This is a genomic window from Bartonella sp. AP36NXGY, assembly GCF_042195865.1.
Classification (GTDB): Bacteria; Pseudomonadota; Alphaproteobacteria; order Rhizobiales; family Rhizobiaceae; genus Bartonella.
On record NZ_JBHIPD010000008.1, the window covers coordinates 37,308 to 62,644 of the forward strand.

The window sequence follows — 25,337 nt, forward strand, 5'->3', positions numbered from 1 at the left end:
TAATTCAATCCCAACACTTCCCCTGAAACACATTTCTTCATTATCTACTTCTTTGAGACAAACCGGTAAAGGGGTTTCATCGATTATAAGTGCGGATATAATAACGCGTTACTCCAACCTCATCATAAGAAACCATAGACATGATACCTGTCTTTATTGGCGTTATTTGATAAGTCAAGATTACACCATTTTGCTGTTTGTTTGGTTGATCTGTATAGATCACGTTATATCCATTCCGTCGCAAGAGATCAATAAATACAGGAGTAAAGTTGTCTTCTGTTTTATTTTTTTTCACAATAAGTGTTGTTGTAGCGGGCGGTAAAGGTTTTTTAAGATTACGAACAAAATCGTTAGCAATTAATTTTATATCATCTTGCGTAATATTTGGACTAACATAACTTGATGAATAATTATTGATAGATGCACAACCAGCCACCAATACAAGCGGTAACGGAAATAAATATTTTGACATCTTAACTCCCCTATTAATTGCATTCTCTTCTGAGAAGCTCCTACACCAGAAATAAGAGCCTCCTTTCAAAGAATAGCCTTAACAACATACTGCTTTACTATCAAGCATTAGTTAATCACTTTCTCGCTTGTTTAAAAAACGACCACCATCTCTCATAGTACTCAAAGCTTATGTTTAAGACACAAAATATATATGTTAAAAGTACGAAAAAACACATGTAAAGCATATAGTATATGTATACTTACTTTCATGGTGTGTTGCATTACATAAACCAACGCATAGCACCCTTCATTTCCCCTCCATTCACGAAGACACTTCCCCCAATCCTTCTCACCCCTCCATATCATGACAAAAAACACGCACAATATATGACCCCATAAATCCTCCGCTTCACTTTTACAGATTCACATTTTTACGCTTCTCCACATTTACAGAACAAAGCCAAGGAAAGCTTCATCCACCCCGTACCACTCTATAAACAACGGTCTGTAAAGAATTCAAATGCTTGCCTAGCAAATTTCCACCACTGACCACTCATTCGTTTCAGATCACCCCCTTCAAAGAGCTGTGTTTTTACCTCATGAATAAGATAATGAGCGAACCGTCTTTAGAAAAAAGAAACGGCATGGAGATATCAAATATATCAATGGTCGTCATCGACTGTCGTGTTAAGAGGTGTTAACTCTTTATTTTTCTTAATTTTTACAACGCCAATAATTCCGGTGGAAATAATTAATGCGGACATAGCTAAAAAAGAGCTTAACAATCCCACGAGTGCCAAAAGTCCAGCAATAAAGCCAGACATTGCTTCCGCAGAGTTTGCTAAAGTTGAAAAGGTTCCAAAACTCTTACCAAAATCTTCACGACGAGAATATAATTGAATAGCTGAAACTAAACCAATATCCACAAAGGCACCAATAAATCCTAGAACAAATGCTAACACGAGAAGGAATTTTAAATAAATTTCTGCAGCTAAGGGCATAACAAACAGAATAACCCCATAAAGAAGCCAAAATATCATGAGCTTCAACGAAGTAATATTTAATATAATTTTACTATATAACAAACCACCAACAATAGTTCCAACAGCCATGAGAGAAAAAATATAACTCACAAAGCTTTCCTCTCCCCCCACAAAAAGAACAAAAGCTGGAATTAAAAATCTTAAAATAGCACCCGTAAAGAGAATAGCAAACGACGATCCAACGAGCGTAATAAATAAATTATTATTTTCTGTAGAAATATATTTAAGATATGAAGCTGTTTCTCGATAAATTTTTATAAAATTGAATGATTTATTCTCGCTTGAATTTAAATTCATGAGATTAAATAACATGATAATAGATATAAAATAGGTAAAAAAATCAAAAATGAGTACTGCCGATTTATTTGCTAAAAAAAGCAGTATGGAACAAACCAAAGGGCCAATGACGGCTGCCGTTTCCATGATAATTTGAGCAATGCTATTGGCCTTTGTAAGATCTTTTATTGAAAACATTCTGGGAATAGCAGCTTGAAAACTTGGTTGGAAAATACTTCTTCCTATCGTTGTACATATTGCTGCAAAAATAAGAACAATGATATGTGCCGTACCTGTTATATAAGTTATAAAAACAAACAATGAAGCTAATAATCTCACAACTTCACTTAAGATCATATTTTTCTTCAAAGAAAAATTATCCGCTAACCAACCTCCTATAGGGCCAAAAAAGAGAAAAGGGATAAATCGAAAAAAATACACAAGACCTGTAAAAAAGGTGTTATCTGTTAATTCTAAGACCAGTAAAATAAAAACAACTTCATAAGCATAATCACCAACTTTGGAAATAAAGAGAGAGCAAAAAAGAGCTAATGGACTCTTTTTTAAAAACAAATTCATATCAACCATCCGATGTTAAACTTTTCTACACTTAAAGTTACACTTCCTTCGATACAATTGGTGATATGAACTTCAGAAGAGTCTTTTATTCTAATAAATCGCTTAATAAGTTAAGTGAAAACTTTTAAAGAAATACTCCTCTTGATATAAGCATTTACTCTAATATCAAGTAATATATTAATTTTTCTTGCTTATTTGCTTTAAAAAAGAAAGAATGTAAAAATTATGAGATCACAATCTGCTATATTAGTACATTGACCTCCGCCCCACGTTTCAAAGAATGAAAATTCCCAACCAGCACTAATCTACAATCCCACGTCAAAAAGCAGCTTTCCCCACAAAATAAAGCTTACACCCACCCACGCCTCAAACGACAACACTTCATCAGGTTCAATAAATCAAGCCCTATCTCCTCGCCATCCTTCACGCATCTCTTTGCAACACCCGCCTTACCCACACTCTCCTCTTATCCATGCGCACTCTCTTCATCCTCCATTCCCCCTTTTTCTCTCCCGTCACACACTTAACAACTGAACACCCCTCTTCCTCCCAGCTTCCCCCTCCATTCACGAAAACACTTCCCCCCAATCCTCGCTACCACATTCCACGCCCCCAAAAGCCCAAAGTGACCAAAAACACGCACAATATATAATCCACAAATCCCCCACTTCACTTTTACGGATATACGTTTTTACATCTTTACAGAACGAAACCAACGAAAGGTTCACCACCCCGCACCGCTCTATAAACAATAGTCTATAAACGAACCCAGCTTTTTGCCTAGTACCCTTACAATTTTCAGACACCCCCCCCTCAAACGACAACACTTCATCAGGCTCGACAAATCAAGCCCTATCTCCAAAACCGCCATCCTTCACGCATCTCTTTGCACCACCGCCTTACCCACACTCTCCCCCTATCCATGCGCACTCTCTTCATCCTCCATTCCCCTTTTTCTCTCCCGTCACACACTTAACAACTTAACAGCACTCTTCCTCTAAACTTCCATTCACGAAGACACTTCCCCCAATTCTCGCACCACATTCCACGCCCCCAAAAGCCCAAAGTGACCAAAAACACGCACAATATATAAATCCATAAATCCCCCACTTCACTTTTACGGATATACGTTTTTACGCTTTTACATCTTTAAAGAACAAAGCCAACGAAAGGTTCACCACCCCGCACCACTCTATAAACAATAGTCTATAAACGAACCCAGCTTTTTGCCTAGTACCCTTACAGTCTTCAGACACCCCCCTCAAACGACAACACTTCATCAGGCTCAACAAATCAAGGCCTGCCCTCAAATATTCTAGCTCTTCACACCCCTTCAAAGAGCAGTGTTTTATGGCATAAATAGAATAGAAAATTTTTGATTTTTCTTGCCAATCTTCTGAAATTACTTTATCACTTAAAGTGTAATTTTGATCGTCTACGCAACGATCAATAGGGATTAAAAACCCGAAGACTTGACACATAAATTTATCCCGCTTTGCGGGTATCCCGGAATTCCGGGAGATTTTGCTATGTCCAGGTGCTTTGGCACTAAAAGCAAAAAGCTGAGTCAAGTCAGTGTTTTTAACTCCCGGAATACCAATGCGAGGGCGCTCGCAACCGGAGGGGGGCTTGAAGTGCCAACTAAAAATCCACATTTTATCGACATTTTGATAGGCAAAAGAATCCGTCATAGACGCATTGCAATGGGACTTTCTCAAAAAGAATTAGGAAGCCATTTAGGTGTCAGTTTCCAACAAATCCAAAAATACGAAAAAGGCTTAAACCGTGTAAGTGCCAAATGTTTACTAGAAATCGCTCAAAAACTAGAAGTTCCTATGAACTTTTTTTATGCAGACATTGCCACAAAAGAAGATCTCTCAACAAAAGAAACTCTCTTACACCACAATCAAGAAACCTATAACGAAAAAGAACACACCCTTTTGAAAAATTTTAGAGAACTCCAGCCGAAAAAACAAAAAGCAATCTTGTGGCTAATTTCTGATTAAGCAACAGCACAACGATCAACATTATTTGTTAATATATCAAACAACGAAACATCCTTAAGTCAAATTCAGATCAGCTCCCCTTCAAAGAGCAATGTTTTACGGCATAATAGAATAGAAAATTCTTGATTTTTCTTGCCAATCTTCTGAAATTACTTTATCACTTAAAGTGTAATTTTGATCGTCTACGCACCGATCAAGAGGGATTAAAGGTCCTAAATCCGAGCGTAAAAATGAACCCGCTTTGCGGGTGTCCCGGGATTCCGGGAGATTTTGCTATGTCCAGGTGCTTCTCAGCACTAAAAGCAAAAAGCTGACTCGGATTCAGTACCTTTAACTCCCGGAATACCAATGCGAGGGCGCTCGCAACCGGAGGGGGGCTTGAAGTGCCAACTAGAAATCCACATTTTATCGACATTTTGATAGGCAAAAGAATCCGTCATAGACGCATTTCCATGGGGCTTTCCCAAAAAGAATTAGGAAACTATTTAGGTGTCAGTTTCCAACAAATCCAAAAATACGAAAAAGGCTTCAATCGTGTAAGCGCAAAATGTTTACTGGAAATCGCTCAAAAACTAGAAGTTCCTATGAACTTTTTTTATGCAGACATTGCCACAAAAGAAGATCTCTCAACAAAAGAAACTCTCTTACACCACAATCAAGAAACCTATAACGAAAAAGAACACACCCTTTTGAAAAATTTTAGAGAACTCCAGCCGAAAAAACAAAAAGCAATCTTGTGGCTAATTTCTGATTAAGCAACAGCACAACGATCAACATTATTTGTTAATATATCAAACAACGAAACATCCTTAAGTCAAATTCAGATCAGCTCCCCACACCCCTTCAAAGAGCAATGTTTTACGGCGGATAAACGGCATTTCTCTCTAACGTTTTTACGCACAAAGCAATAAAGCAATCCCGCTTGTGACTTCACTTATAAAATTGCAAGAAAATAGTTTTCACGACAAACAGAAGTAAAAGAATCCTACGATATTCGAAAACGCTGATTTAACATGCAAAAACACCAGCCACTCCCTTTGCTTTGCAATAAAATACCGCTGTCTCATCGTGAATTTTTCTAAATCAGCACGCCTCAAAGAGCGGTGTTTATCACATAATAGGATTATCACCGCCCTTTATACCATGAATTTTTCCAAACTTAATCTTCAGGCAAAAATTCCAACCGATCTCCTTGTTTTGTAATTTTCACCGTCGTCTCATCATGAATTTTTCCAAATAAGATATTTTCCGCCAGTGGGTCTTGAATTTCTTTTTGAATAATCCGTTTAAGGGGACGCGCACCATAAAGGGGGTCATAGCCCTTATCGGCAAGAAACTTTCTCACCTCTGGCTCGATTTGCAAAGTTATTTTGCGTTCATTGAGCAAATTTTGCAAATGTTCTATCTGAATATCGACGATAGCTTCCATATCGTGACGTTGCAGCCTTTGAAAGAGAATAATCTCATCAATACGGTTTAAAAATTCAGGACGGAAAGCCGCTTTAACGACATTCATAACATCATTTTTTGCCTGATCGGTTGTTTGCCCTTCAGGCAAAGCAGTTAAAAACTCAGCACCAAGATTTGAGGTCATAATCAACAAAGTGTTACGAAAATCGACGGTACGTCCTTGACTATCGGTCAAGCGTCCCTCATCCAACACTTGCAACAAGAGATTAAAAATATCAGGGTGTGCTTTTTCAATTTCGTCAAACAGAATGACCTGGTAAGGTCTTCTACGTACAGCTTCGGTCAGCACCCCACCCTCTTCATATCCAACATATCCAGGAGGTGCCCCAATCAGCCGCGCCCCAGCATGTTTTTCCATATATTCCGACATATCGATGCGCAACATGGCATTGGAGTCTTGGAAAAGAAAAGCAGCAAGAGCTTTGGTTAATTCGGTTTTCCCCACACCAGTAGGACCCAAAAACATGAAAGAGCCAAGGGGACGATTGGGATCTTGCAACCCTGCACGCGCGCGGCGTACAGCACGAGAAACAGCTTGAACAGCCTCTCCCTGACCAATCACACGTTTGCTAATTTCATCTTCCATCCGCAACAGCGCCTCCCGTTCTGCCTCCAGCATTCGATCAACAGGAATACCGGTCCAGCGTGAAACAATCCGCGCCACATGTTCAGCAGTAACCGTCTCTTCAACGAGATGATTTTGTTGGTCATCATTTTCCGCGATACTCAATTGTTTTTCGAGTTCAGGAATGACACTATAAGCGAGCTCTCCAGCGCGTTGGAATTGTCCATCACGTTGTGCAATAGCCAAAGCATTACGGGCTTCTTCGAGTTGTTTTTTCAAATCAGCAGCATGCCCTAATTTTTGTTTCTCAGCCTGCCAAGCACTTGTCATCTCAGCGGACTGTTGTTCCAATGTTTTGAGTTCCTCCTGCACATTTTTCAACCGTTCTTTTGCTGTTGGCTCGACATCTGTTTTCAAAGCTTCCCGTTCGATCTTCAACTGTAAAATACGCCGATCAACAGCATCGAGTTCTTCCGGCTTTGAATCGACCTGCATGCGCAAACGCGCCGCCGCTTCATCGATCAGATCAATCGCTTTATCCGGCAAGAAGCGATCCGTAATATAGCGGTTAGACAAACGCGCCGCCGCAATCAAAGCACTATCAGCCAAGCGCACTTTGTGATGTTGTTCATATTTTTCCTTAATACCACGCAAGATAGAAATAGTATCCTCTAAAGAGGGTTCAGGTACAAAGACAGGTTGGAAGCGGCGTGCAAGAGCAGCATCTTTTTCGACATATTTTCGATATTCATCGAGCGTAGTAGCGCCCACACAATGGAGTTCTCCGCGTGCAAGAGCAGGCTTTAACAAGTTAGAAGCATCCATAGGACCATCAGATTTTCCAGCGCCAACAAGATTGTGCAATTCATCAATAAACAAAATGATCTGTCCATTTTCAGCTTGCACCTCTGCCAGCACCGCTTTAAGGCGCTCTTCGAATTCCCCACGATATTTTGCACCAGCGATAAGCGCTCCCATATCCAACGCATGAAGCTGTTTATCCCGCAAAGTTTCAGGTACATCGCCATTAACAATGCGCAATGCCAACCCTTCCACAATAGCTGTTTTCCCCACCCCAGGCTCACCAATCAACACGGGATTATTTTTGGTACGCCGTGAAAGCACCTGAATAGTGCGGCGGATTTCCTCTTCCCGCCCAATCACAGGGTCGAGTTTTCCTTCACGGGCATCTTTTGTGAGATCCCGGGCATATTTTTGCAAGGCATCATATTGTCCTTCAGCATGGGGGCTTGTTGCTGTTTTTCCTTTCCGCAGCGCATTAATTGCCCGATTAAGCGCTTGCGGGGTCAATCCTCCACTTGTTAAAATATCGGCTGTTTTTGCGGTCTTTTCCATGATCAGCGCTTGCAACATGCGCTCCACGGTCACAAACTGATCACCGGCTTTTTTCGCAATATCCTCAGCCAGTGCGAAAACTTTTGCCAATGGCTGCGAAAGATAGAGCTGTCCATTTCCCCCCTGCACTTTAGGCAAAGCATCAAGTGCTTCTTTTAGCGCCTTTTGAATAAGAGTAAGATCACCACCAGCGTTTTGGATAAGCGATGCAGCCAATCCTTGAGAATCGTCTAACAACACTTTCAGGAAATGCTCCGGCATAAACTGCTGATGATCAGAAGCAAGAGCGCTATTTTGTGCTGATTGTAAAAAACCCTGCACGCGTTCGCTATATTTTTCCAAGTTCATTTTTTTTCCTTAAATCTCAAGCCATCACCACACTTTAACCTCTCCAATATTCCACAAAAGAAACATCCAGAAAGGATTTTCCAGCCTCTAAAAAACACCGCGAAAAAAGCAGCAAGAAGAAGAACCATAGTGCTAAAAAGAATATGGGTTTCTACAAGCCTCATAGCAAGAGGGAGAAAAAAAATACGCTATCATTTTAAATAAAAACCGCAACTTTTCTTATACCCCCATCATCACTCCCCCTTTTAAACCATCACCCCTAAATTCCACCATTAAAACTTAAATTTGAACAGCAGAAAAGGAGCATGCAAAAACACTTTAAACAAAGTAGTCTTTACAGCATATAGTTTAGAGTAAACATTAAAGTATTTTCTCTAATTTTACTTAACAAAACATTGAATATGTGCTTTAATACTTATAAAGTTACACTATTTTTATTAAGATAGAGGATTTGAGTATGTACCATACTGTAAAAAAGGTTATTTTAATACTTTTATTCCTTCTAATAAGTAAACCAAGCTATGCCGTTTTTGCCGGCAAAGTTATTACAATAGAGCATGAATGGCTTAAAAATGCATCATTTGATCTATTTGTGTTCACCCAGCAAGTAAATTACGATGGTGGGCCTAACTCCATCTATTTCTGGGGAAATAAATTTGAATTCCAAAATGGAAAAAGTGGACAAATTGGTTTTTTCAACAGGAGCGGCCGTACCATTCATTTTTCTATCTGGAATGCAACGGGATGGAAGGGTAATACATGTAAGCATTTTACTCAGGAAGGTTCAGGAGTACGATGTGAAATTAACTTTCCATGGGAGATGGGACGCAGATATCGATTATATGTTGAAAAAAATGGAAATCTAGTTACAGCGACAGTAGTCGATTTTATAACGGGTAAAAAAGTGAATATTGGGACCATAGAAGTACCAAATACATTTGGACAACTCCGTAAATCTTCAAGTTTTGTTGAAGACCATTCTCGTTGGAAGAGACATCTCTCCTCCTGTTATGATTTAAGTCCGCAAAGTTCGATTTTTTTTGAGCCTCAAGGCATAAAACAAAACAAGCTACACGAAGGGAGTCTGAAAGCTTCTAATCAAGGAAAGTGTCAAGATTCTGACTTCATCCAAACATCATGTACATCCAACTTTTGCATGACAAGTATAAGCGACTTTGGAGGTTTAGCCTCGCCTACTACTAAACCAGAAATACAAATTTCCAATGAGAAAGATCTGTCTGCAGAAACAATTTCTAACGTTTTGAAACAAAAAGAGCTTGTCGTTATTCGTTCAAAAAATCGTTCTTGGGCACCCAATATCTTTTTGCCATCTCCTGATTCATTTAAGTGGAAATCAATCTTTATAGATCATCTAGCGGCTTTCAGTTCTACGCTTCACACCACTCACGGCACACAAAAGATAACCACAGGTCAAAAGATTATGTATATGTCTGATGGAAAAACTTGGAAAATTATGAAAAGAAACTAACTTTTTTCTTCTTGATAAGCCCCTCACTCCCCTTTAAAAATAAATGGGGGTGAGGAAGTTTTTTTCATTTCCCCACCACGGCTCCCTTTCCCAGTTATTTTTTCGAGCCCTGCTCTCATCCCTTTAGCTCACCTCATCATCATACTTTCCAGCGCATTTTCTCCATTCTCACCCCCTTTCAAAACCACAACACCCTTTAATAAAATCCTCACCTCCCTCTTCTATCACCCTCACACCATCCCTTCACGCATCCCTCTGAACTACCCCCGCCTCTTATCCACACCCTCCCCCTTGTCCATAGGCACTCTCCCATTCCACGCACTCCTTTTTCTCTCCCATCACACATTCACGACTTACAGCACTCTTCATTCCAGCTTCCCTCCTCGATTCACAAGCTCTCGTTCTCCCCCCATTTATCTCACCCCATCCATGCAAAAACCCAACGTGCCCCCAAAATTAGCTCACCTCATCATCATACTTTCCAGCGTATTTTCTCCATTCTCACCCCCTTTCAAAACCACAGCACCCTTTAATAAAAGCCTCACCCTCCCTCTTCTATCACCCTCACACCATCCCTTCACGCATCCCTTTAAACTACCCCCACCTCTTATCCACACCCTCCCCCTTGTCCATAGGCACTCTCCCATTCCACGCACTCCTTTTTCTCTCCCATCAAACATTTACGACTTACAGCACTCTTCATTCCAGCTTCCCTCCTCGATTCACAAGCTCGTTCTCTCCCCATTTATCTCACCCCATCCATGCAAAAACCCAACGTGCCCCCAAAACACGCACAATGCATAAATCCATAAATCCTCCTCTTCACTTTAACAGATTCACATTTTTACGCTTTTACATCATTACAGAAAACAGCCAACGAAAGATTCACCCCACGCACTGCTCTGTAAACACTGTTCTGCAAAAATCTGATTTTCTTGTCTATTAGATTCCCCTGCTGATTATTTCATATGGCTATCCCACATATCAAAAAATGCTGTTTCATCAGACAAGACAAATAAGCCCTTCCTCCCAATATTCTCCACATACTCTTCTCCAGAAAATGCATTTAAGACCCCTTTTCATCCCAGCTTTCCCCGCTCCATTCACAAATGCGTCCCCTAGTTTTCTGACCACATTCCACGCCATGGTAAAAGCATACACACAGTACAAATCCTCCGCATTATTTTACGAATATACGTTTTCACGCTTTTACGTTATTACAGAAGTCAGCCAAATAAAATTTCCACATCACCACCCGCGCTGCACTGTAAACACTGTTCTGAAAACGAACCCAGCTTTTTGCCTAGTACCTTACAGTCTCCACCCCCCAAAGACAGCACTTCACCAGGCTCAACAAATCAAGCCCTACCCTGAATATTCAAGCTCTTCACTCCTCCTTCAAATAGCGCCGTTTTACGGTATAACAGAATAGAAAATTTTTCATTTTTCTTGCCAACCTTCTGAAACTGCCTTATGAATAAATATCGTAAGTTTGATCGTCTACGCAGCGATCAACAGGGAACTAAAAGCCCTAAACCCTAACGTACAATTGAGCCCACTTTTGCGAATATCCTTAGAATTCCGAGAGTTTTTGTTATGTCCAGGTGCGTTTCCGCACTAAAAGCAAAAAACTGACTAGAGCTCAGTATTTTGACTCTCGGAATACCAATGCGAGGGCGCTCGCAACCGGAGGGGGGCTTGAAGTGCCAACTAAAAATCCACATTTTATCGACATTTCTGATTAAGCAAAAGACGCGATTTATAATCCATATTTCGCACTTTTTTAAAAAGTACCCAATTTTATAGTCTTTGAGATTATTTTGATTTTTCTTGCCAATCTCCTGAAATTACTTTATCACTTAAAGTGTGTTTTTGATCGTCCACGCAACGATCAAATAGGGAGTTGAAAACCCGAACGCTCAGTACATAAATTTATCCCGCTTTGCGGGTATCCCGGAATTCCGGGAGCTTTTGCTATGTCCAAGTGCGGTAAGCACTAAAAGCAAAAGGCTGACTGAGCTCAGTATTTTCAACCTCCCGGAATACCAATGCGAGGGCGCTCGCAACCGGAGGGGGGCTTGAAGTGCCAACTAAAAATCCACATTTTATCGACATTCTGATAGGCAAAAGAATCCGTCACAGACGCATTTCAATAGGGCTTTCCCAAAAAGAATTAGGAAGCCATTTAGGTGTCAGTTTCCAACAAATCCAAAAATACGAAAAAGGCTTAAATCGTGTAAGCGCCAAATGTTTACTGGAAATCGCTCAAAAACTGGAAGTTCCTATAAGCTTTTTTTATGCAGACATTGCTACAAAAGAAGATATCTCAACAAAAGAAAATACCCCACACCGTGATCAAGAAACATACAGCGAAAAAGAACACACTCTTTTGAAAAATTTTAGAGACCTCCAACCAAAAAAACAAAAAGCAATCTTGTGGTTGATTTCTGATTAAGCAAAAGCACAACAATTACCATACCCCCTGCCTAAAGTTTCCCATACCTGATATCACCATACCTCCAAGAATGATATTTTACGGCATATAAGATAATTCACACTATAGCTCCTCGTTTTCTGTTTCCATTATTGCTTCAAGTCAAGCTGATTAAGGATTGGCAGCTGAGTTTTTAAGTTTGACTATTTGTAGCAAAGCGGAGTTAAACAAAAATGACATTGTCGCTCAAAACCATGCCCCCTATTGCGTTTACGAGACGGTAGAACAGCGTCAAGAAGGCAAAGCCCCGAAAAAAACATATGAGCGTTTAAGTAAAAATCAAAGATTAAACCTATAACGTCAAAAAAGCTGCTCTATGTTGGATTATCTCCACGTCCTCTAAATCTCAGAAAAATGATTTAAAACATTTGTTTTATTGATGAGCCAATCATTGAGATCGAACAATTAACAAAGAACGGTTCAGCAATATCCTGATAGCCAATAAACAGCATAATCCACTCAATCCAGAAAGAAGGAACAATTTTCCAGCCGAAGTGTGACCTAAAACAAACGCTCCAACAAACGGCGCCACCAACATAGCTAAATTTTGTATAGACTGCACCCATCCGGAAGCCAATCCAATCTGTTCATTGAAATTGCTTACCAGATAAACATTAGAAGATATGGAAAAGTAAGCGCTAACCATTCCAATAAGGAAAAAACAGAGCAACAAAGTCTCAATACGGAGTAAATCAAAGTAAAAAAAGCACACTGAGATCATGACAAAACCAATCATTGTTGACATTGCCGGCATTAACAACTCTGATATTTTGCCTGTAAGGGGTTTATACTTTGATTGTTTCACACTCCAAAATCCATAGAGAAAATTACCGATTGCCGAAGCCGATACCAGCATCCCAAGAGCCTGTTTATTCATTTTCATTGCACTAAGAATAACCGGCAACTGATTATTCACCATAAAGATCATGGCAAAATACACAAACATCACCGCCACATAGGCATACCAAGTTGTCCCATAAAGCCTCTGCTTTGATTTTATGGTATTCGCTGTTTTTATCATGAGCGACGAGACAGGTTGTGCACCAAGACAACAAAACACGATAAAGCCTAGCAATGTCAAAAATCCAGAAAACAATAAAGTATAGGTATCTGATAAAAGTACAGACAGAGCACTCCCCAAAGCAGGTCCGATCATCTTTGCCGCGCTATTGATCATGTTAAGCACAGAATAGTAACGAGTCCGTCCGTTTTCAGGCACCGAATTTGCACTGAGAACGGAAATTGCAGGCATGGCTAGACTGTTGAATGTCGCTCGAATAACTGCCAGTATAATAAATCCTTGCAGACTCGTCGCCATCAATAAACCGACAGTACAGAGTGCCCGTAACAGCAGTGACGCCCGCAACCAATGGATCATAGAACGGTGACTTACCAACATTCCAATTGGCTTAGACAGAACGATACCAGGTAATAATGTTGCCGCTCCAATAAAAGCGACATCATATTGATCAGCTTTCCACGTGAACACAGATACGGTCAAAATCACGATATAATCAATCCAACCGCCAAATGACACCACGCCATTACCCAGCAAAAGCACCAACAAGCGATTTTTTACTGCCCCATCTCTTTGCACCAAAACACGCACCCCTTCTTTTTCGTTAGCAATACTGATTAGATGATCAATTTTTCCTCACACCCTAAAGGCACCAACAACTTTCACGCAACAAAGCACTAACAAGCGATTTTTTACTGCCCCGTCTCTTTGCACCAAAACACGCGCCCCTCTTTTTCCTTAGCAATACTGCTTATTTGTTAGCAATACTGCTTAGATGATCAATTTTTCCTCACACCCTAAAGGCACCAACAACTTTCACGCAACAAAGCTCCATCGACCTTCATGCAACAAAGCAATTTATAATTATCCATGGTAAACAAAACCTCTGGAGATAAGTCTTAGATATGTATTAAAACTTCCATCGTTGATTGAACTTAATCTGCGTCTTTGCGAATGACGATAATAAGCAAGCCGTTAATCCAGCTCTTAAATACATTTACGATAATCCCGCGCGCCTCCCCTTCAGTTTCCATACAAAAAACGCTTTAGCGTTCTTTTCTCAAGAGAACTCTTTATTCTTCTTCATCACTTACTTGTGGTGGGGGTGGTAAAATATAAGAGCCTGAAAGCCAACGATTAAGATCAATAGCTCGGCACCGTGTGGAACAAAAAGGATAAGAAGATTTTTGTGACATCTGACCACAAATAGGACAAGGATGCGGAGGACGGGTCTCTTTTTGCAAATTTAGCTCTTTTTGTTCTTGGCACACCTTTGTCATTGGCTTCTTCATTAACTTTTCTTCTGTTGCTTTTTTTTCATTTTTGCTTTTCTCTTTTTGTTGCTTTTCACCTTGCATTGATCTTACCTTAAAGTTTTTCTAATGCGTTTGTTCAGCCCAGTGAGTGAAAAGTGGATAGTGATAAGCGGTCAAGAGATCGGCTGTTTCAGCCAAAGGCAATCCCACAACATTAGAATAAGAACCCGTGATATGGACAACAAAAGCCCCTGCTTTTCCTTGGATAGCGTAGCCACCTGCTTTCCCTTGCCATTCTCCTGAAGCAAGGTAAGCCTTCATCATGGCAGAGGTTAAGCGTCTAAAGCGAACACGACTTTCAACCAATTTTACGGTTATTTTTCCACGTTCATTGAGCGCACAAATGGCACCATAGACCTTATGCGAACGCCCAGAAAGGTATCGTAAACATTCATAAGCCTCATCCTCGCTTTCTGGTTTGGGGAAAATGGTCCGCCCAACAGCCACCACCGTATCAGCCGCCAAGATAATCATTTTCTGTCCAGGTAATTTTTCTTGACCATTCTGCAACTCGTCTTGACCATTCTGACTGTACCAGCGCAAAATTTTTTGGGCTTTCAGTGCTTTTTCTTTTGCCAAACGTTTGGCAAGGTTTGCAGGATGTTCTTTTAATTTTGGCGTTTCATCAATATCGCTTGCATAAACCTGCTGGGGATCAATCCCTATTTGTGCCAAGAGCGCTAAACGCCTTGGCGAAGCGGAGGCAAGCACCAAATGAATTTCTTCTGTAAGAGTATCTGCCAAACGTTTTTCCCCCCACTCTCTTATATTTCTCATTTCCACCCCTTCACAATTGACTTCCCTCTCGCCCCCTTTAGCGCCCCCTTTTAAGCGCCCCTTTAGCCTCCCTTTTAAGCGCTATTGATCTCCTTATCCTTTTTCCGCATCGATTTTACAGTTTTTCAAGGCTCTTCAAACACTCCCCTTTTTTCACTCATGAAAAGCAAACTAAAAAACTGTTAAAAAATAATAGAAATAATATGATAGCTTTTAGAAAAAAGTGCAAGCCACCCACGAGGCTACTTATAGCGATATGTAATACGCCCTTTTGTCAAATCATAAGGTGTCATTTCCACCATGATTTTATCACCGGCCAACACCCGTATACGATTTTTCCGCATTCTACCAGCGGTATGGGCAATAATTTCATGATCATTTTCCAGTTTCACACGAAACATCGCGTTAGGTAAGAGTTCAGTAACGATACCAGAAAATTCTAAAACTTCTTCTTTTGACATAAACAAACATTTCCTTTACAGTGCACATATTTTGTTAAGCTGCGCGTTATTTCCAGCGTTCATATCCTATTTTCTTAAGTTTGTGAATAAAAATTCCACAAAAAGGGAAAGGTTTTTCAAGTTTACTCTCTCATGTTCTCAAAAAACGTCATCCCACACCTTAAGAATCAAAACTTTTTTTCCACCAATTTTACCCGCTAATTTCCTTCAATTTTTATGATGATTTTGGTTTCAGTGTGACAAGAAATTACGCTAATTTTTTCCCCTAAAGCATTTTCCCAACACCTCTGACTAATCCCTCCACAACTTACTCACAATCATCCTCTCTCCAACTTTTCCTCACCTTCCACACTTTAAACATGCGCCCTTCAGATAAACACCACTCCCCCACGCCAGAAGCCCCTCCTTTTCTCAAAAACCTTCTCCATTCTTCACACACCATTCACAACATGCTTCACTGCCCCACACTTCATACTCTACGCATTTCCCATACAGCCTTCCCCATTTTCTCTCTCTTCACACGCTTCCTCTAAGCCACTCTTTCCATTTATGTTGTTCTTCCTACCTTCGAAAACACGATCCCTATACATTGCGTATCATTAACCACAACGCCTCTAACGACATAAAGCCTTTTCCTTTTTTACACATTTCCGTTTTCACGCTTTTACGTATTTACCGAATAAAGCCAAATGAAACTTCCACACCGCACCACTCTATAAACAATAGTATTACCCCAGCTTCTTGCCTAGCCAATCTCCCCAAGCACTTCAGATCACCCCACATTCACGGACTTCAGCCCCCCTCAAATGACACCACTTCATCAAGTACCATAAAAGCAAAGCGCTATCTCCTCACACCATCCTTCACGCATCCCTTCGCACCACCGCCTCTTACCCCCTCTAGTCTGTTCATTCCTATTCCGCCCCCACACTCTCTTCTCCCTTCAATCTCCCGTAGGCTTCATCCCAGCTTACCACTCCATTCACAAAAACTCTTTCCCCCATTTATCTCACCACATTCCATGCCATGCCAAAAGCATACACCCCACATAAAGTCCCAGCTTCCTTTTTTACATATTTCCGTTTTTACGCTTTTACATATTTACAGAATATAGCCAAATGAAACTTCCACACCGCACCACTCTATAAACAATAGTATTACCCCAGCTTCTTGCCTAGCCAATCTCCCCCAAGCACTTCAGATCACCCCTCAAACGAGATTATTTCATCAAACGCGACAAAAAAATCCAGCCTAAAATACTCATCATACACTCTAAAAACACCTTGATAAATTGATATGCCTGATATCACTCCCCCTATAAGCTCCCCTTCTAATCATGATTTCGGAGCCGCGTGAGAGGGACAAAACAAGCCGTTAAGTTCTGGGGGTCAAGGACGCCGTTAGGCGCCATGTAATGGTCTCCTTGACCTTAAGAACCTAGGATTGTTAGTCCCCTCATTAAACGCGGGTCTGATCTCATGATTTTGGTGAGCGTTCCGGAGAGTTTGAGAGGCGGAAAGCCTCTCATTAAAAAATAAAGTTTATAAATAAAAACTATTTTCATTTGCCAATCTTCTGAAATTACTTTATCACTTAAAGTGTAATTTTGATCGTCCACGCAACGATCAACAGGGAACTAAAAGCCCTAAACCCTAGCGTACAATTGAACCCACTCTTGTGGGTATCCCGGAATTCCGGGAGTTTTTGCTATGTCCAGGTGCGTTTCCGCACTAAAAGCAAAAAAGCTGACTAGGGTTCAGTACTTTTAGACTCCCGGAATACCAATGCGAGGGCGCTCGCAACCGGAGGGGGGCTTGAAGTGCCAACTAAAAATCCAAATTTTATCGACATTTTGATAGGCAAAAGAATCCGCCACAGACGCATTTCAATGAGCCTTTCCCAAAAAGAATTAGGAAGCCATTTAGGTGTCAGTTTCCAACAAATCCAAAAATATGAAAAAGGCTTCAATCGTGTAAGCGCAGGGTGTTTACTCAAAATCGCCCAAAAACTGGATGTTCCCATAAGCTTTTTTTATGCAGATATTGCCACAAAAGAAAATCTTTCAACACATACCGCACACTATGATCAAGAAACATACAGCGAAAAAGAACATTCCCTTTTGAAAAATTTTAGAGAGCTCCAGCCGAAAAAACAAAAAGCAATCTTATGGTTGATTTCTGATTAAGCAAAAGAGCACACAAAGCATAAATCCTCCGCATCATTTTACGGATATACGTTTTTATTTTACGGATCAACGGTTTGATGCTTCTCCACATTTACAGAAAGCAGCCAAATGAAACTTTCAAATTCCCCCCCGCACCACTTTGTAAACATAGGTTTGTCAACAATACAGCTTCTTACTCTAGCCAATTCCCCTGCTGATTTCAGATCACGACACCACAAAGGATAATGTTGCATCAAACGCGACAGATACGTCCTATTTTAAAATATTCTTGCCCCTTCACCACCCTAAAGTAAGATCACGCAAAGCACCGGTCAATCCCACTTCAAAAACAACTTTCCCCACACCCTCTCTCCTCTCTCCTCAACACCCCCACCTCTTCATCCAAGCTTCCCCCCTTCATAAAACTCTTCATCCCCACACCCCAATCTTCTCTCCACATTCCATGCCATGATAAAATCATACACCACGCATAAAGTCCCAGCTTCCTTTTTTGCACATTTCCGTTTTTACGCTTTTACATATTTACAGAAAGCAGAAAATCTGTAAAAAATGCATTACACAATAACGTTTTCAACAACTGTCATTAAAATCTCACCTCCCTTTTCATCTAACTCCCCCTATTTTCACTTAAATCATAGATATAAACCGCCCTATTATTGTATTGAGCAGCATAAAATTTTTCGAAAAATTCTAGCGATCAAAAGAGTGCATAAGAAGCATTTTACGACTTTTAAAAGAATTTTTATTTACACCCAGTGCTTTTTTGTAACGTAGAAGAGCACATTTAATTAATTGACTATAAGAAAGTTTGAAATGAGAGAAGCTTTTCGTTTTTCTCGTTCAACATCCACAACGATAACTCCTTCTTATAAATCAATTTTTTTCGTAATACAAAACGCACCAAAAGGAATAGGCTTATGTTGCATATTCACGCGCTTGTTTTAAAGAAAGATCTCTCAACGCTCCATCACACCCATTTTGCAAAACGCTACCCGTAAAGGAATGGTAAAGCTCCCATGAAGTGTATAAAATCCATTCAGCCCCCCTTATCTTTACGCTTATGGAAAAACAAGTTTACGCTTATAGAAGAACAAGCCGGCATCATCACAAAAACTCTGCCAGCTCCCAATGTTGCAGACAGCCTTCGGTTCAAGAGACACTTCATTAAAGGCATGCCTTTCTTGTACAGTTTTGACCCACATGCACGCCCCACCACTTATGATGTATAAGCCAAGTAATTTTAATTGATTTAATATGAGAGAACTGGTGATGAAAAATTTTATTATATTCAGCAACGCGCTTCACGGTAAAAAAATGGTTATTTATTATTATAAATCAATATATTAATAAAGAAGAGAGTCATCATCAAGACGCTTACCTTTTTCTAAAAAAGGCTTCACACTGAAAGAAAACATCTAAAACTTAGATAAAAAAAAAGGTTTGCCTCTAATAAACAAACCTCTGCAGAAAATTATTCACATAACTTTCAAAATTTTAAATTAATCCCTCTAGAAGCAATAAAAACGCTTTAGAAGCACCAAAATGAATACAAAGATCAATTTAACACAATGTTAAGAAAAATCAAGAACAAAAAATTTTTATCGTTAATGCACCTTTAAAAAACGAGGCTTCTTAACCTACGCGGCTCAAAAGTCCGGGGCTTCTCTACAAACGCCTCCAAGCCAATCAATCCCTTCATCTCTCTCAAAAGACAGCATAAAAGGTTCACAATACAAGTCTTCGCTAAAAAAATATCAATCGCCAGCGCTCATAAAAGCCAGCGTTGGTATAAAAGATCAGATTATCGAACAATCTTGCTAAAATGTCTTCCCAATAAATAAAAAAGAAGCGGTTTCTTAAATATTTCCGCCTCTTTAACAATAAAAATTATGATGAGGGATTATTAAAAAATTTCAAGACTGTGAAGGGAACCAATTTGATAACAATTCATACCTTACAGGATCATCGGCACACTGCCCACCACCACATTCCAGTATGGTAGAAATCAAATTTGCCGCAATCAAAAACACAAATAAGAAACTTGCCGCTTTACTCAAGACTGGAAAAGGAGAAAATTCTTTGAACTTGTGTGCCAACTCGCCTAAAATCATGACAAATGAGACAGCAAAGATACAAAGGACAGAAATAATGAAAGCCCAAGTATAAAAATGCAATCCAAAGAACGTTGAACCATATCCTAAATCATCGGGTGTGATATGCAAAAACACTTGCCGTGCTGCCACAGCACTGGTTACCATACAACCAAGAATAACCATACCATAATGGGTATTTTTCACCTTATGGTGAATATTGAGTAAGAACCCACAACCTGCCAGCATCAATCCAACGCGCTGCAGCAAACAAAGGGGACAAGGTAACTCAAACTTTACCAATTGATAATAAAAAGCCACCACCAAGACAATAGATAACCCAAAGAGTCCTAGCGTATTCATAAAGATGACGAAGTGAGGATTTTTTTGTTCAACATGTTCCATGGCTATTCTCTCAAAAAGATAAATTTAAAGTAGAAGTTGCGTGATGATTGAAAGTGAGAAGAATGACAACGAATAAAATTGCCCACAAAGCATAACTTATATTTTTTTTACCACACATAGTCGTTACTGCAGTACCTAAAGCGATTAAAAATGGAAGAAACATAGCTTTTAAATCTCCTTTACATCCGTTGTTTAACTCTTATTTATTTCAGCGTTCACCATATTACAAAATTGGGCAAAAAAGAGACCATGGATTTATTATTCACAATTCGTCACTCGCGATTGATATTGCCATTATATTTAAGTGAAAAAACGATATAATCGCTCAGAAGCACATCTCAACAAAAGCGTTAAAAGCACAAAAGCGTTGATTATTCGCTTCCCCTTATATCTGCCATTGTTAAAGATATATCGACAATTATAAAGATTATATCCCCTATAAAGATTATATCCCCCACTCACAAAAGAATCACTTGAACAACAAAATAAATAGGCTTTGAAATCGAGAGATATACATCTCTTTTTTTCTCAAAAGAATATCCTCATTTTGCAACACATTTTTGACATAAAAATCTCTTTTTCTCATAAGCAATGTTTCAAATTGCAACAGATTTTATATCATATGGTGATCTTGTTTATTTTAGCAAATAAAAAATAAGACATTTTTTTAAAAAAAACTTATAATCAATGGCTTTTCCCCAATACATTTTTCCCTCTTATCTTAAATAAAAGACAATACCGCAAGCTCAACAGCCTCATGGGTCCCACGCCACCCCGTGACATTGCCCTCCCCCCTCACAAGAAGTGCTTCATGCCTTCAATACTTTAGTTTTTCATCTCTCGAGATCCCCTTTAAATTTTTAGCTTTCCGCCTTATTTGAAAAATAACTGTTTCTCTGTCATCAATTGGCTTTGCAAAAAGAATATAAAACTTTAAAAAAATAATGATAAAGAATCGCATTGAACCTTTGAAAAGGATAGAGAATGATGAAAAAATCATGTGATGTGGCGATTTTAATGGGGAGCCAATCGGATTGGCAAACGATGTGCCATAGTGCAGATATTTTGACGAATCTTGGTATTTCTCATAGTTCGCATATTGTCTCAGCACACCGAACTCCTGAACGCCTTTATCAATTTGCCAAAGAAGCAAAAGAAGCAGGGTTTAAAGTTTTAATTGCCGGTGCGGGGGGGGCAGCGCATCTTCCAGGTATGTTAGCAGCCCTTACTCCTCTTCCTGTTTTTGGCGTTCCAGTGCATTCTCACTCTCTTTCTGGTCAAGATTCTTTGCTTTCAATCGTACAAATGCCAGCAGGGATACCCGTCGGCACATTAGCAATTGGCAAAGCAGGCGCAATTAATGCAGCCCTTTTAGCCGCAGCCGTTATGGCCGTTTATGACCATGATCTCGCCCAACGATTAGAAGATTGGCGTCAACAACAAACAGCCAATGTCGCCCAAACGCCTGTAACGGAGGTTTAAAATGGCACCGTTTTCCACCCCCCCCTCATCCAACGCCACCCCCTCCAACACCACTCCCTCCAACACCACTCCCTCCAACACCACCTTAGCCAACACCACCTCGTCCAACACCACTCCCTTCACCATGTTACCTCCAGGCAGCGTCATTGGTTTAATCGGGGGGGGACAATTAGCGCGGATGCTCGCCATAGCGGCCGCAGAATTAGGATTTCGAACCGTTATTTTTTGCCCTGAAGCCGATTGCCCAGCCGCTCAAACAGCAAACAACCATATTGTTTCCTCCTATGACGATATATCAGCTTTAGATCATTTTATTTCTCAGTGTGATGTTGTCAGCTATGAATTTGAAAATCTTTCGCTTCAAACGGTTCAATATGTAGAAAAGAGTAAGCCTGTTTATCCTTCTTCCAAAGCATTAGAGATCACGCAAGATCGACTTTTTGAGAAGCAATTTTTGCGTGATCAAGGGATTGGCACCGCGTTATGGCACGCTGTTGACAATTCTTCTTCTCTTCTTTCCGCTCTTGATACCTTAGGCGGACGTGGTCTTTTAAAGACGCGTCGTTTTGGTTATGACGGAAAAAACCAGATCAAGCTTGATCACCCAGATGAACAAACCCTTGACGAAGCCTTAAGGACTTTTCAGGAACAGCCTTGTATTTTAGAAGAAATAGTCCCTTTTTTATCGGAAATTTCGGTTCTTTCGGCACGTACAAAACAAGGAGAACATATTTTTTATGACTGCCCTGAAAATCAACACAAAAATGGTATTCTTCATAAGTCCTTTGTTCCATCACATATTCCACTTGACGTGCAAAAAGCAGCTCAAGAAATCAGTGTAACAGTCATGGATGCCCTCGATTATGTTGGTGTTCTTTGTATTGAACTTTTTGTCTTAACGAATGGTCATCTTTTAGTGAATGAATTAGCACCGCGTGTCCATAATTCTGGTCATTGGACACAAAAGGCATGCATAACTTCACAATTTGAACAGCATATCCGTGCTATTTGCGGACTTCCCTTAGGCAGTCCCTATCGCCATAGCGATTGCCAAATGACCAATCTTCTTGGTAACAATTTTAGCACGTTAAAATATTTTCTGAAGCAAGAGCGCACCTCGATCCATTTATATGGCAAAAGCACTGTTCACCCCAACCGCAAAATGGGGCATATCATCCAATTACTGGGACCAGCCAACAAATCTTAAGCCCACATATATACAAATACTTTTTCACACTTTTCCCCTAAATGAACTGAAAAAACAACCTCTCCCCCCACACCGATATCCATCGGCTTCAAAAGCGCCCCTAACCTTTTAATTCTCCCCTGAAAGGGCGTGAAGCCCTCCTACAAGCTCCTTCTCTCTTAAAAACATCACCTCTTCCCCCTCCAAACCGCTTCATCCTACACGAACATCTCATCCGCCCTCAAAAACAAAGCTTCACTCCACACCAATATCCAAGCAGCACAACAAGCGCTCCCAACCCTTCAACTCCACCCCCTAGCTCTTCTCCCCTTCCTTTTCTCAAAAATATCCCCCAGCTAAAAATAATCCACCAGCCCCCAACTTCACTACCCCTCCACCTCCCACAGCATAAATATTCCCCTATAACATACGCAGCCCCTTCATTTTTCTTTTAATGCCAATCTTTAAGCCTTTTAATTCCAACCTTTAGAGGATAAACTTACCTCTTGCGGCCTATAGAGAGCATTCTAACAATGCGTTCTCATTGCCTCTAGTCTCCCTTCTTGTGTTCATTCTTTCACAAAAGTGCCAAGCGCCGCTCCGCACCACGCCTTGAGTTTCATGTCAAAGATATAATTACAGTACTAAGCTTATCCATCATAGAAATATCCTCTCTCCCCTCATAAGGCGATATTACCTGTGTTGTATTTTCTAGAGCTTGAAGCGTCTCTCCTTATTTCATTTCGCAATAAAGCTTAAAATAGCAGATAAACATACAACTACACACCGAAAGAAAACCGTAAATTTAGCTTACACTCTAAAACAACAACCGTTTTAAATATCACTCACTTTAATATCTGTAATATTTGTCACCTTCGTTATGTCTATCGCCTTCGTTCTTTCCCCTATAAAATTACGTTATTCAAATTTGAGCGCCTAACCGCACTCAAGGACGAAGATTCCTGTGCCGATCTATCAACAATCAAGCTTTTCTTAAGTAAATTCAACCGGCTAAACACTTCAATATTAAATGCCTCTTCGCCTGTAGTTTAGTGATAAAATATAATTGTACTCACAAAACGAATCTTTTATACAGCGGCACGAAAAATTGTACATGCCTCATAATAATAAAGGGAAGATGCGCTACAGACGTAGCAAGTCATTCGTATTATCATTTTAACAACTACAGAAATCTTTTTTCATTTCATAAACATAGTCTGAGAAACTGAGTTATTCGCTTTATCAAAAGACAAAACCCTCAAGAAACAAACGAATATCAACATGACAAAACCAAACCTATCAAATGCATCACCAAAAGAACAAAATGATACATCTTCTCAATGGGACTTAGTCCTCGATATCCAAAAAGAAGTTAAGGAAACATTAAAGGCTGGTGTTGTTTCACTGAGAGAGTTTATATTCATAATTTTTATAAGCATCTGTTTATACATTTTCCTCTCAATATTAGGCAGTGCGGATAAACCTCAGATGAATGTAGCAACTGCAATCGGGCTGATATGCGCATTAATTCTGTACGGTTCGATACCAATCTCTTTGGTGCTACGGATCATAGTAAAGAAGAAACTGAAAAAAGTAATGAAACAACTAGACGAAGCGGTTGCTAATCAAAATACAATAAGGAGAGAAAATGACTGAAGCTATAATATTAGGGCGCATTCTAGGGATCCTTGGCGGTTGTGCAATAATAACATTATCCGTTTGGCTTGTTTATTCTACCATTAAATATCGAAAACTGTACCGTAAAGCGCTTACAGGACTAAACTTAGCAATTCAAAAATGTAATAAAGAAATTAATAAATAAAAAAAGTCGTGAAAAACGTGGTATTAAAATACCATAATCCTTATTTTCATATTTCTAGACGTATTTAATGTGATTACCAGTTATTGATGACCCATATTGAGGGTATGAGATTTTTCATAAGGGGACGTTTGAAACTATCGGCATGATATTATGTGCGTATAGCCAATACAAGAAACAATTCCAACGGCGTCCCCTCTTCCCCACTTCAAGCATTTCAGCCGGCGCACGCACCTGACAGGGCTTCACAAGCCCGCAACAAACAAGCCTCTTGCGTTTTAAGAAGTCCCCCTTTGCCCTTAACGACAAAAACCCACACCACTTCAACAATCCAACGGCGTCCCCTCTTCCCCCCACTTCAAGCATTTCAGCCGGCGCATGCACCTGATAGGGCTTCACGAGCCCCCACAAACAAGCCCCTTACGTTTTAAGAAGCCACACCTTGCCCTTAACGACAAAAACCCACACCACTTCAACAATCCAACGGCGTCCCCTCTTCCCCCCACTTCAAGCATTTCA

At 40.0% G+C, this 25,337-nt stretch carries 21 protein-coding genes; 10 read left to right on the top strand and 11 right to left on the bottom strand.

All coding sequences use genetic code 11. The annotated features are described in order from the left end of the window. Nucleotides 1-76 precede the first annotated feature (76 nt). Both ACFINX_RS04810 and ACFINX_RS04815 read right to left on the bottom strand, forming a co-directional pair. The gene (locus ACFINX_RS04810; protein WP_375638506.1) at nucleotides 77-472 is read right to left on the bottom strand and encodes a hypothetical protein; all 396 of its coding nucleotides are present in this window, start codon (nucleotides 470-472) and stop codon (nucleotides 77-79) included. Nucleotides 473-1,115: 643 nt separating this feature from the next. After that, nucleotides 1,116-2,351 carry an MFS transporter gene (locus ACFINX_RS04815; RefSeq protein WP_375646295.1) on the bottom strand — a complete coding sequence of 412 codons (1,236 nt, stop codon included), beginning with the start codon at nucleotides 2,349-2,351 and terminating at the stop codon, nucleotides 1,116-1,118. Nucleotides 2,352-3,985: 1,634 nt separating this feature from the next. On the opposite strand from ACFINX_RS04815, the gene ACFINX_RS04820 reads away from it, so the two are divergent. After that, nucleotides 3,986-4,357 carry a helix-turn-helix domain-containing protein gene (locus ACFINX_RS04820; protein ID WP_375638514.1) on the top strand — a complete coding sequence of 124 codons (372 nt, stop codon included), beginning with the start codon at nucleotides 3,986-3,988 and terminating at the stop codon, nucleotides 4,355-4,357. A 383-nt stretch (nucleotides 4,358-4,740) separates the two neighbouring features. Further along, nucleotides 4,741-5,112: a helix-turn-helix domain-containing protein gene (locus ACFINX_RS04825; RefSeq protein ID WP_375668403.1), complete on the top strand. Its 372-nt coding sequence runs from the start codon at nucleotides 4,741-4,743 to the stop codon at nucleotides 5,110-5,112. Nucleotides 5,113-5,516: 404 nt separating this feature from the next. On the opposite strand, the gene clpB is transcribed toward ACFINX_RS04825, so the two are convergent. Then, a complete protein-coding gene (gene clpB, locus ACFINX_RS04830) occupies nucleotides 5,517-8,096 on the bottom strand; it encodes an ATP-dependent chaperone ClpB (RefSeq protein WP_375668404.1) in 2,580 nt (859 codons plus the stop codon). 457 nt (nucleotides 8,097-8,553) lie between these two features. Between clpB and ACFINX_RS04835 the strand changes: the two genes are divergently transcribed. Next, entirely contained in the window at nucleotides 8,554-9,585 is a 1,032-nt protein-coding gene (locus ACFINX_RS04835) for a DUF3472 domain-containing protein (RefSeq protein ID WP_375613817.1), read from the top strand. 607 nt (nucleotides 9,586-10,192) lie between these two features. On the opposite strand, the gene ACFINX_RS04840 is transcribed toward ACFINX_RS04835, so the two are convergent. Continuing rightward, nucleotides 10,193-10,330, bottom strand: coding sequence for a hypothetical protein (locus ACFINX_RS04840; RefSeq protein WP_375638510.1), 138 nt, complete (start codon nucleotides 10,328-10,330; stop codon nucleotides 10,193-10,195). A 1,338-nt stretch (nucleotides 10,331-11,668) separates the two neighbouring features. Between ACFINX_RS04840 and ACFINX_RS04845 the strand changes: the two genes are divergently transcribed. Together ACFINX_RS04845 and ACFINX_RS04850 are read left to right on the top strand one after the other, a co-directional pair. Next, complete coding sequence (locus tag ACFINX_RS04845) at nucleotides 11,669-12,040, top strand: helix-turn-helix domain-containing protein (RefSeq protein ID WP_375655489.1); 372 nt, start codon at nucleotides 11,669-11,671, stop codon at nucleotides 12,038-12,040. A gap of 157 nt (nucleotides 12,041-12,197) precedes the next feature. Continuing rightward, nucleotides 12,198-12,377, top strand: coding sequence for a hypothetical protein (locus ACFINX_RS04850; RefSeq protein ID WP_375668405.1), 180 nt, complete (start codon nucleotides 12,198-12,200; stop codon nucleotides 12,375-12,377). Nucleotides 12,378-12,467: 90 nt separating this feature from the next. Here the strand turns inward: ACFINX_RS04850 and ACFINX_RS04855 are convergent, their stop codons facing one another. The 4 genes from ACFINX_RS04855 to infA all read right to left on the bottom strand — a co-directional run bounded on the left by ACFINX_RS04855 (nucleotide 12,468) and on the right by infA (nucleotide 15,651). Further along, a complete protein-coding gene (locus ACFINX_RS04855) occupies nucleotides 12,468-13,676 on the bottom strand; it encodes an MFS transporter (RefSeq protein ID WP_375668424.1) in 1,209 nt (402 codons plus the stop codon). Between the two features lie 494 nt (nucleotides 13,677-14,170). Next, nucleotides 14,171-14,455, bottom strand: coding sequence for a DNA gyrase inhibitor YacG (gene yacG / locus ACFINX_RS04860; protein ID WP_375611670.1), 285 nt, complete (start codon nucleotides 14,453-14,455; stop codon nucleotides 14,171-14,173). Nucleotides 14,456-14,476: 21 nt separating this feature from the next. After that, the gene (locus tag ACFINX_RS04865; RefSeq protein ID WP_375611669.1) at nucleotides 14,477-15,190 is read right to left on the bottom strand and encodes a Maf family nucleotide pyrophosphatase; all 714 of its coding nucleotides are present in this window, start codon (nucleotides 15,188-15,190) and stop codon (nucleotides 14,477-14,479) included. A gap of 242 nt (nucleotides 15,191-15,432) precedes the next feature. Beyond that, nucleotides 15,433-15,651 carry a translation initiation factor IF-1 gene (gene infA, locus ACFINX_RS04870; protein WP_004857577.1) on the bottom strand — a complete coding sequence of 73 codons (219 nt, stop codon included), beginning with the start codon at nucleotides 15,649-15,651 and terminating at the stop codon, nucleotides 15,433-15,435. 1,819 nt (nucleotides 15,652-17,470) lie between these two features. On the opposite strand from infA, the gene ACFINX_RS04875 reads away from it, so the two are divergent. Beyond that, a complete protein-coding gene (locus ACFINX_RS04875; protein WP_375668406.1) occupies nucleotides 17,471-17,836 on the top strand; it encodes a helix-turn-helix domain-containing protein in 366 nt (121 codons plus the stop codon). Between the two features lie 1,058 nt (nucleotides 17,837-18,894). On the opposite strand, the gene ACFINX_RS04880 is transcribed toward ACFINX_RS04875, so the two are convergent. The 3 genes from ACFINX_RS04880 to ACFINX_RS04890 form a co-directional block, all read right to left on the bottom strand. Beyond that, nucleotides 18,895-19,038, bottom strand: a complete 144-nt coding sequence (locus ACFINX_RS04880) for a hypothetical protein (RefSeq protein ID WP_375638483.1) — start codon at nucleotides 19,036-19,038, stop codon at nucleotides 18,895-18,897. Nucleotides 19,039-19,749: 711 nt separating this feature from the next. Continuing rightward, on the bottom strand, nucleotides 19,750-20,331 hold the full coding sequence (locus ACFINX_RS04885; protein ID WP_375613594.1) for a disulfide bond formation protein B: 582 nt from the start codon (nucleotides 20,329-20,331) through the stop codon (nucleotides 19,750-19,752). A 10-nt stretch (nucleotides 20,332-20,341) separates the two neighbouring features. Then, the gene (locus ACFINX_RS04890; protein ID WP_273790835.1) at nucleotides 20,342-20,494 is read right to left on the bottom strand and encodes a DUF5993 family protein; all 153 of its coding nucleotides are present in this window, start codon (nucleotides 20,492-20,494) and stop codon (nucleotides 20,342-20,344) included. A gap of 821 nt (nucleotides 20,495-21,315) precedes the next feature. Here ACFINX_RS04890 and purE point away from each other — a divergent pair. From purE to ACFINX_RS04910, 4 genes are all read left to right on the top strand, one after another. After that, the gene (gene purE, locus ACFINX_RS04895; RefSeq protein ID WP_375610656.1) at nucleotides 21,316-21,813 is read left to right on the top strand and encodes a 5-(carboxyamino)imidazole ribonucleotide mutase; all 498 of its coding nucleotides are present in this window, start codon (nucleotides 21,316-21,318) and stop codon (nucleotides 21,811-21,813) included. A 1-nt stretch (nucleotide 21,814) separates the two neighbouring features. Beyond that, nucleotides 21,815-23,020: a 5-(carboxyamino)imidazole ribonucleotide synthase gene (locus ACFINX_RS04900; RefSeq protein WP_375668407.1), complete on the top strand. Its 1,206-nt coding sequence runs from the start codon at nucleotides 21,815-21,817 to the stop codon at nucleotides 23,018-23,020. A gap of 1,260 nt (nucleotides 23,021-24,280) precedes the next feature. Beyond that, a complete protein-coding gene (locus ACFINX_RS04905; protein ID WP_375638481.1) occupies nucleotides 24,281-24,655 on the top strand; it encodes a hypothetical protein in 375 nt (124 codons plus the stop codon). Continuing rightward, a complete protein-coding gene (locus ACFINX_RS04910; protein ID WP_375651104.1) occupies nucleotides 24,648-24,821 on the top strand; it encodes a hypothetical protein in 174 nt (57 codons plus the stop codon). The genes ACFINX_RS04905 and ACFINX_RS04910 overlap by 8 nt, the downstream gene beginning before the upstream one ends. The last annotated feature ends 516 nt before the right edge of the window (nucleotides 24,822-25,337 follow it).

Coding starts and splice junctions, on each gene's coding strand:
- ACFINX_RS04810 (WP_375638506.1), bottom strand. CDS start 472: ATGTCAAAATATTTATTTCCGTTACCGCTTGTATTGGTGGCTGGTTGT.
- infA (WP_004857577.1), bottom strand. CDS start 15,651: ATGTCAAAAGAAGAAGTTTTAGAATTTTCTGGTATCGTTACTGAACTC.
- yacG (WP_375611670.1), bottom strand. CDS start 14,455: ATGCAAGGTGAAAAGCAACAAAAAGAGAAAAGCAAAAATGAAAAAAAA.
- ACFINX_RS04900 (WP_375668407.1), top strand. CDS start 21,815: ATGGCACCGTTTTCCACCCCCCCCTCATCCAACGCCACCCCCTCCAAC.
- ACFINX_RS04865 (WP_375611669.1), bottom strand. CDS start 15,190: ATGAGAAATATAAGAGAGTGGGGGGAAAAACGTTTGGCAGATACTCTT.
- ACFINX_RS04840 (WP_375638510.1), bottom strand. CDS start 10,330: ATGGGGAGAGAACGAGCTTGTGAATCGAGGAGGGAAGCTGGAATGAAG.
- clpB (WP_375668404.1), bottom strand. CDS start 8,096: ATGAACTTGGAAAAATATAGCGAACGCGTGCAGGGTTTTTTACAATCA.
- ACFINX_RS04880 (WP_375638483.1), bottom strand. CDS start 19,038: ATGTGGGTCAAAACTGTACAAGAAAGGCATGCCTTTAATGAAGTGTCT.
- ACFINX_RS04910 (WP_375651104.1), top strand. CDS start 24,648: ATGACTGAAGCTATAATATTAGGGCGCATTCTAGGGATCCTTGGCGGT.
- ACFINX_RS04815 (WP_375646295.1), bottom strand. CDS start 2,351: ATGAATTTGTTTTTAAAAAAGAGTCCATTAGCTCTTTTTTGCTCTCTC.
- ACFINX_RS04890 (WP_273790835.1), bottom strand. CDS start 20,494: ATGTTTCTTCCATTTTTAATCGCTTTAGGTACTGCAGTAACGACTATG.
- ACFINX_RS04885 (WP_375613594.1), bottom strand. CDS start 20,331: ATGGAACATGTTGAACAAAAAAATCCTCACTTCGTCATCTTTATGAAT.
- ACFINX_RS04835 (WP_375613817.1), top strand. CDS start 8,554: ATGTACCATACTGTAAAAAAGGTTATTTTAATACTTTTATTCCTTCTA.
- purE (WP_375610656.1), top strand. CDS start 21,316: ATGATGAAAAAATCATGTGATGTGGCGATTTTAATGGGGAGCCAATCG.
- ACFINX_RS04905 (WP_375638481.1), top strand. CDS start 24,281: ATGACAAAACCAAACCTATCAAATGCATCACCAAAAGAACAAAATGAT.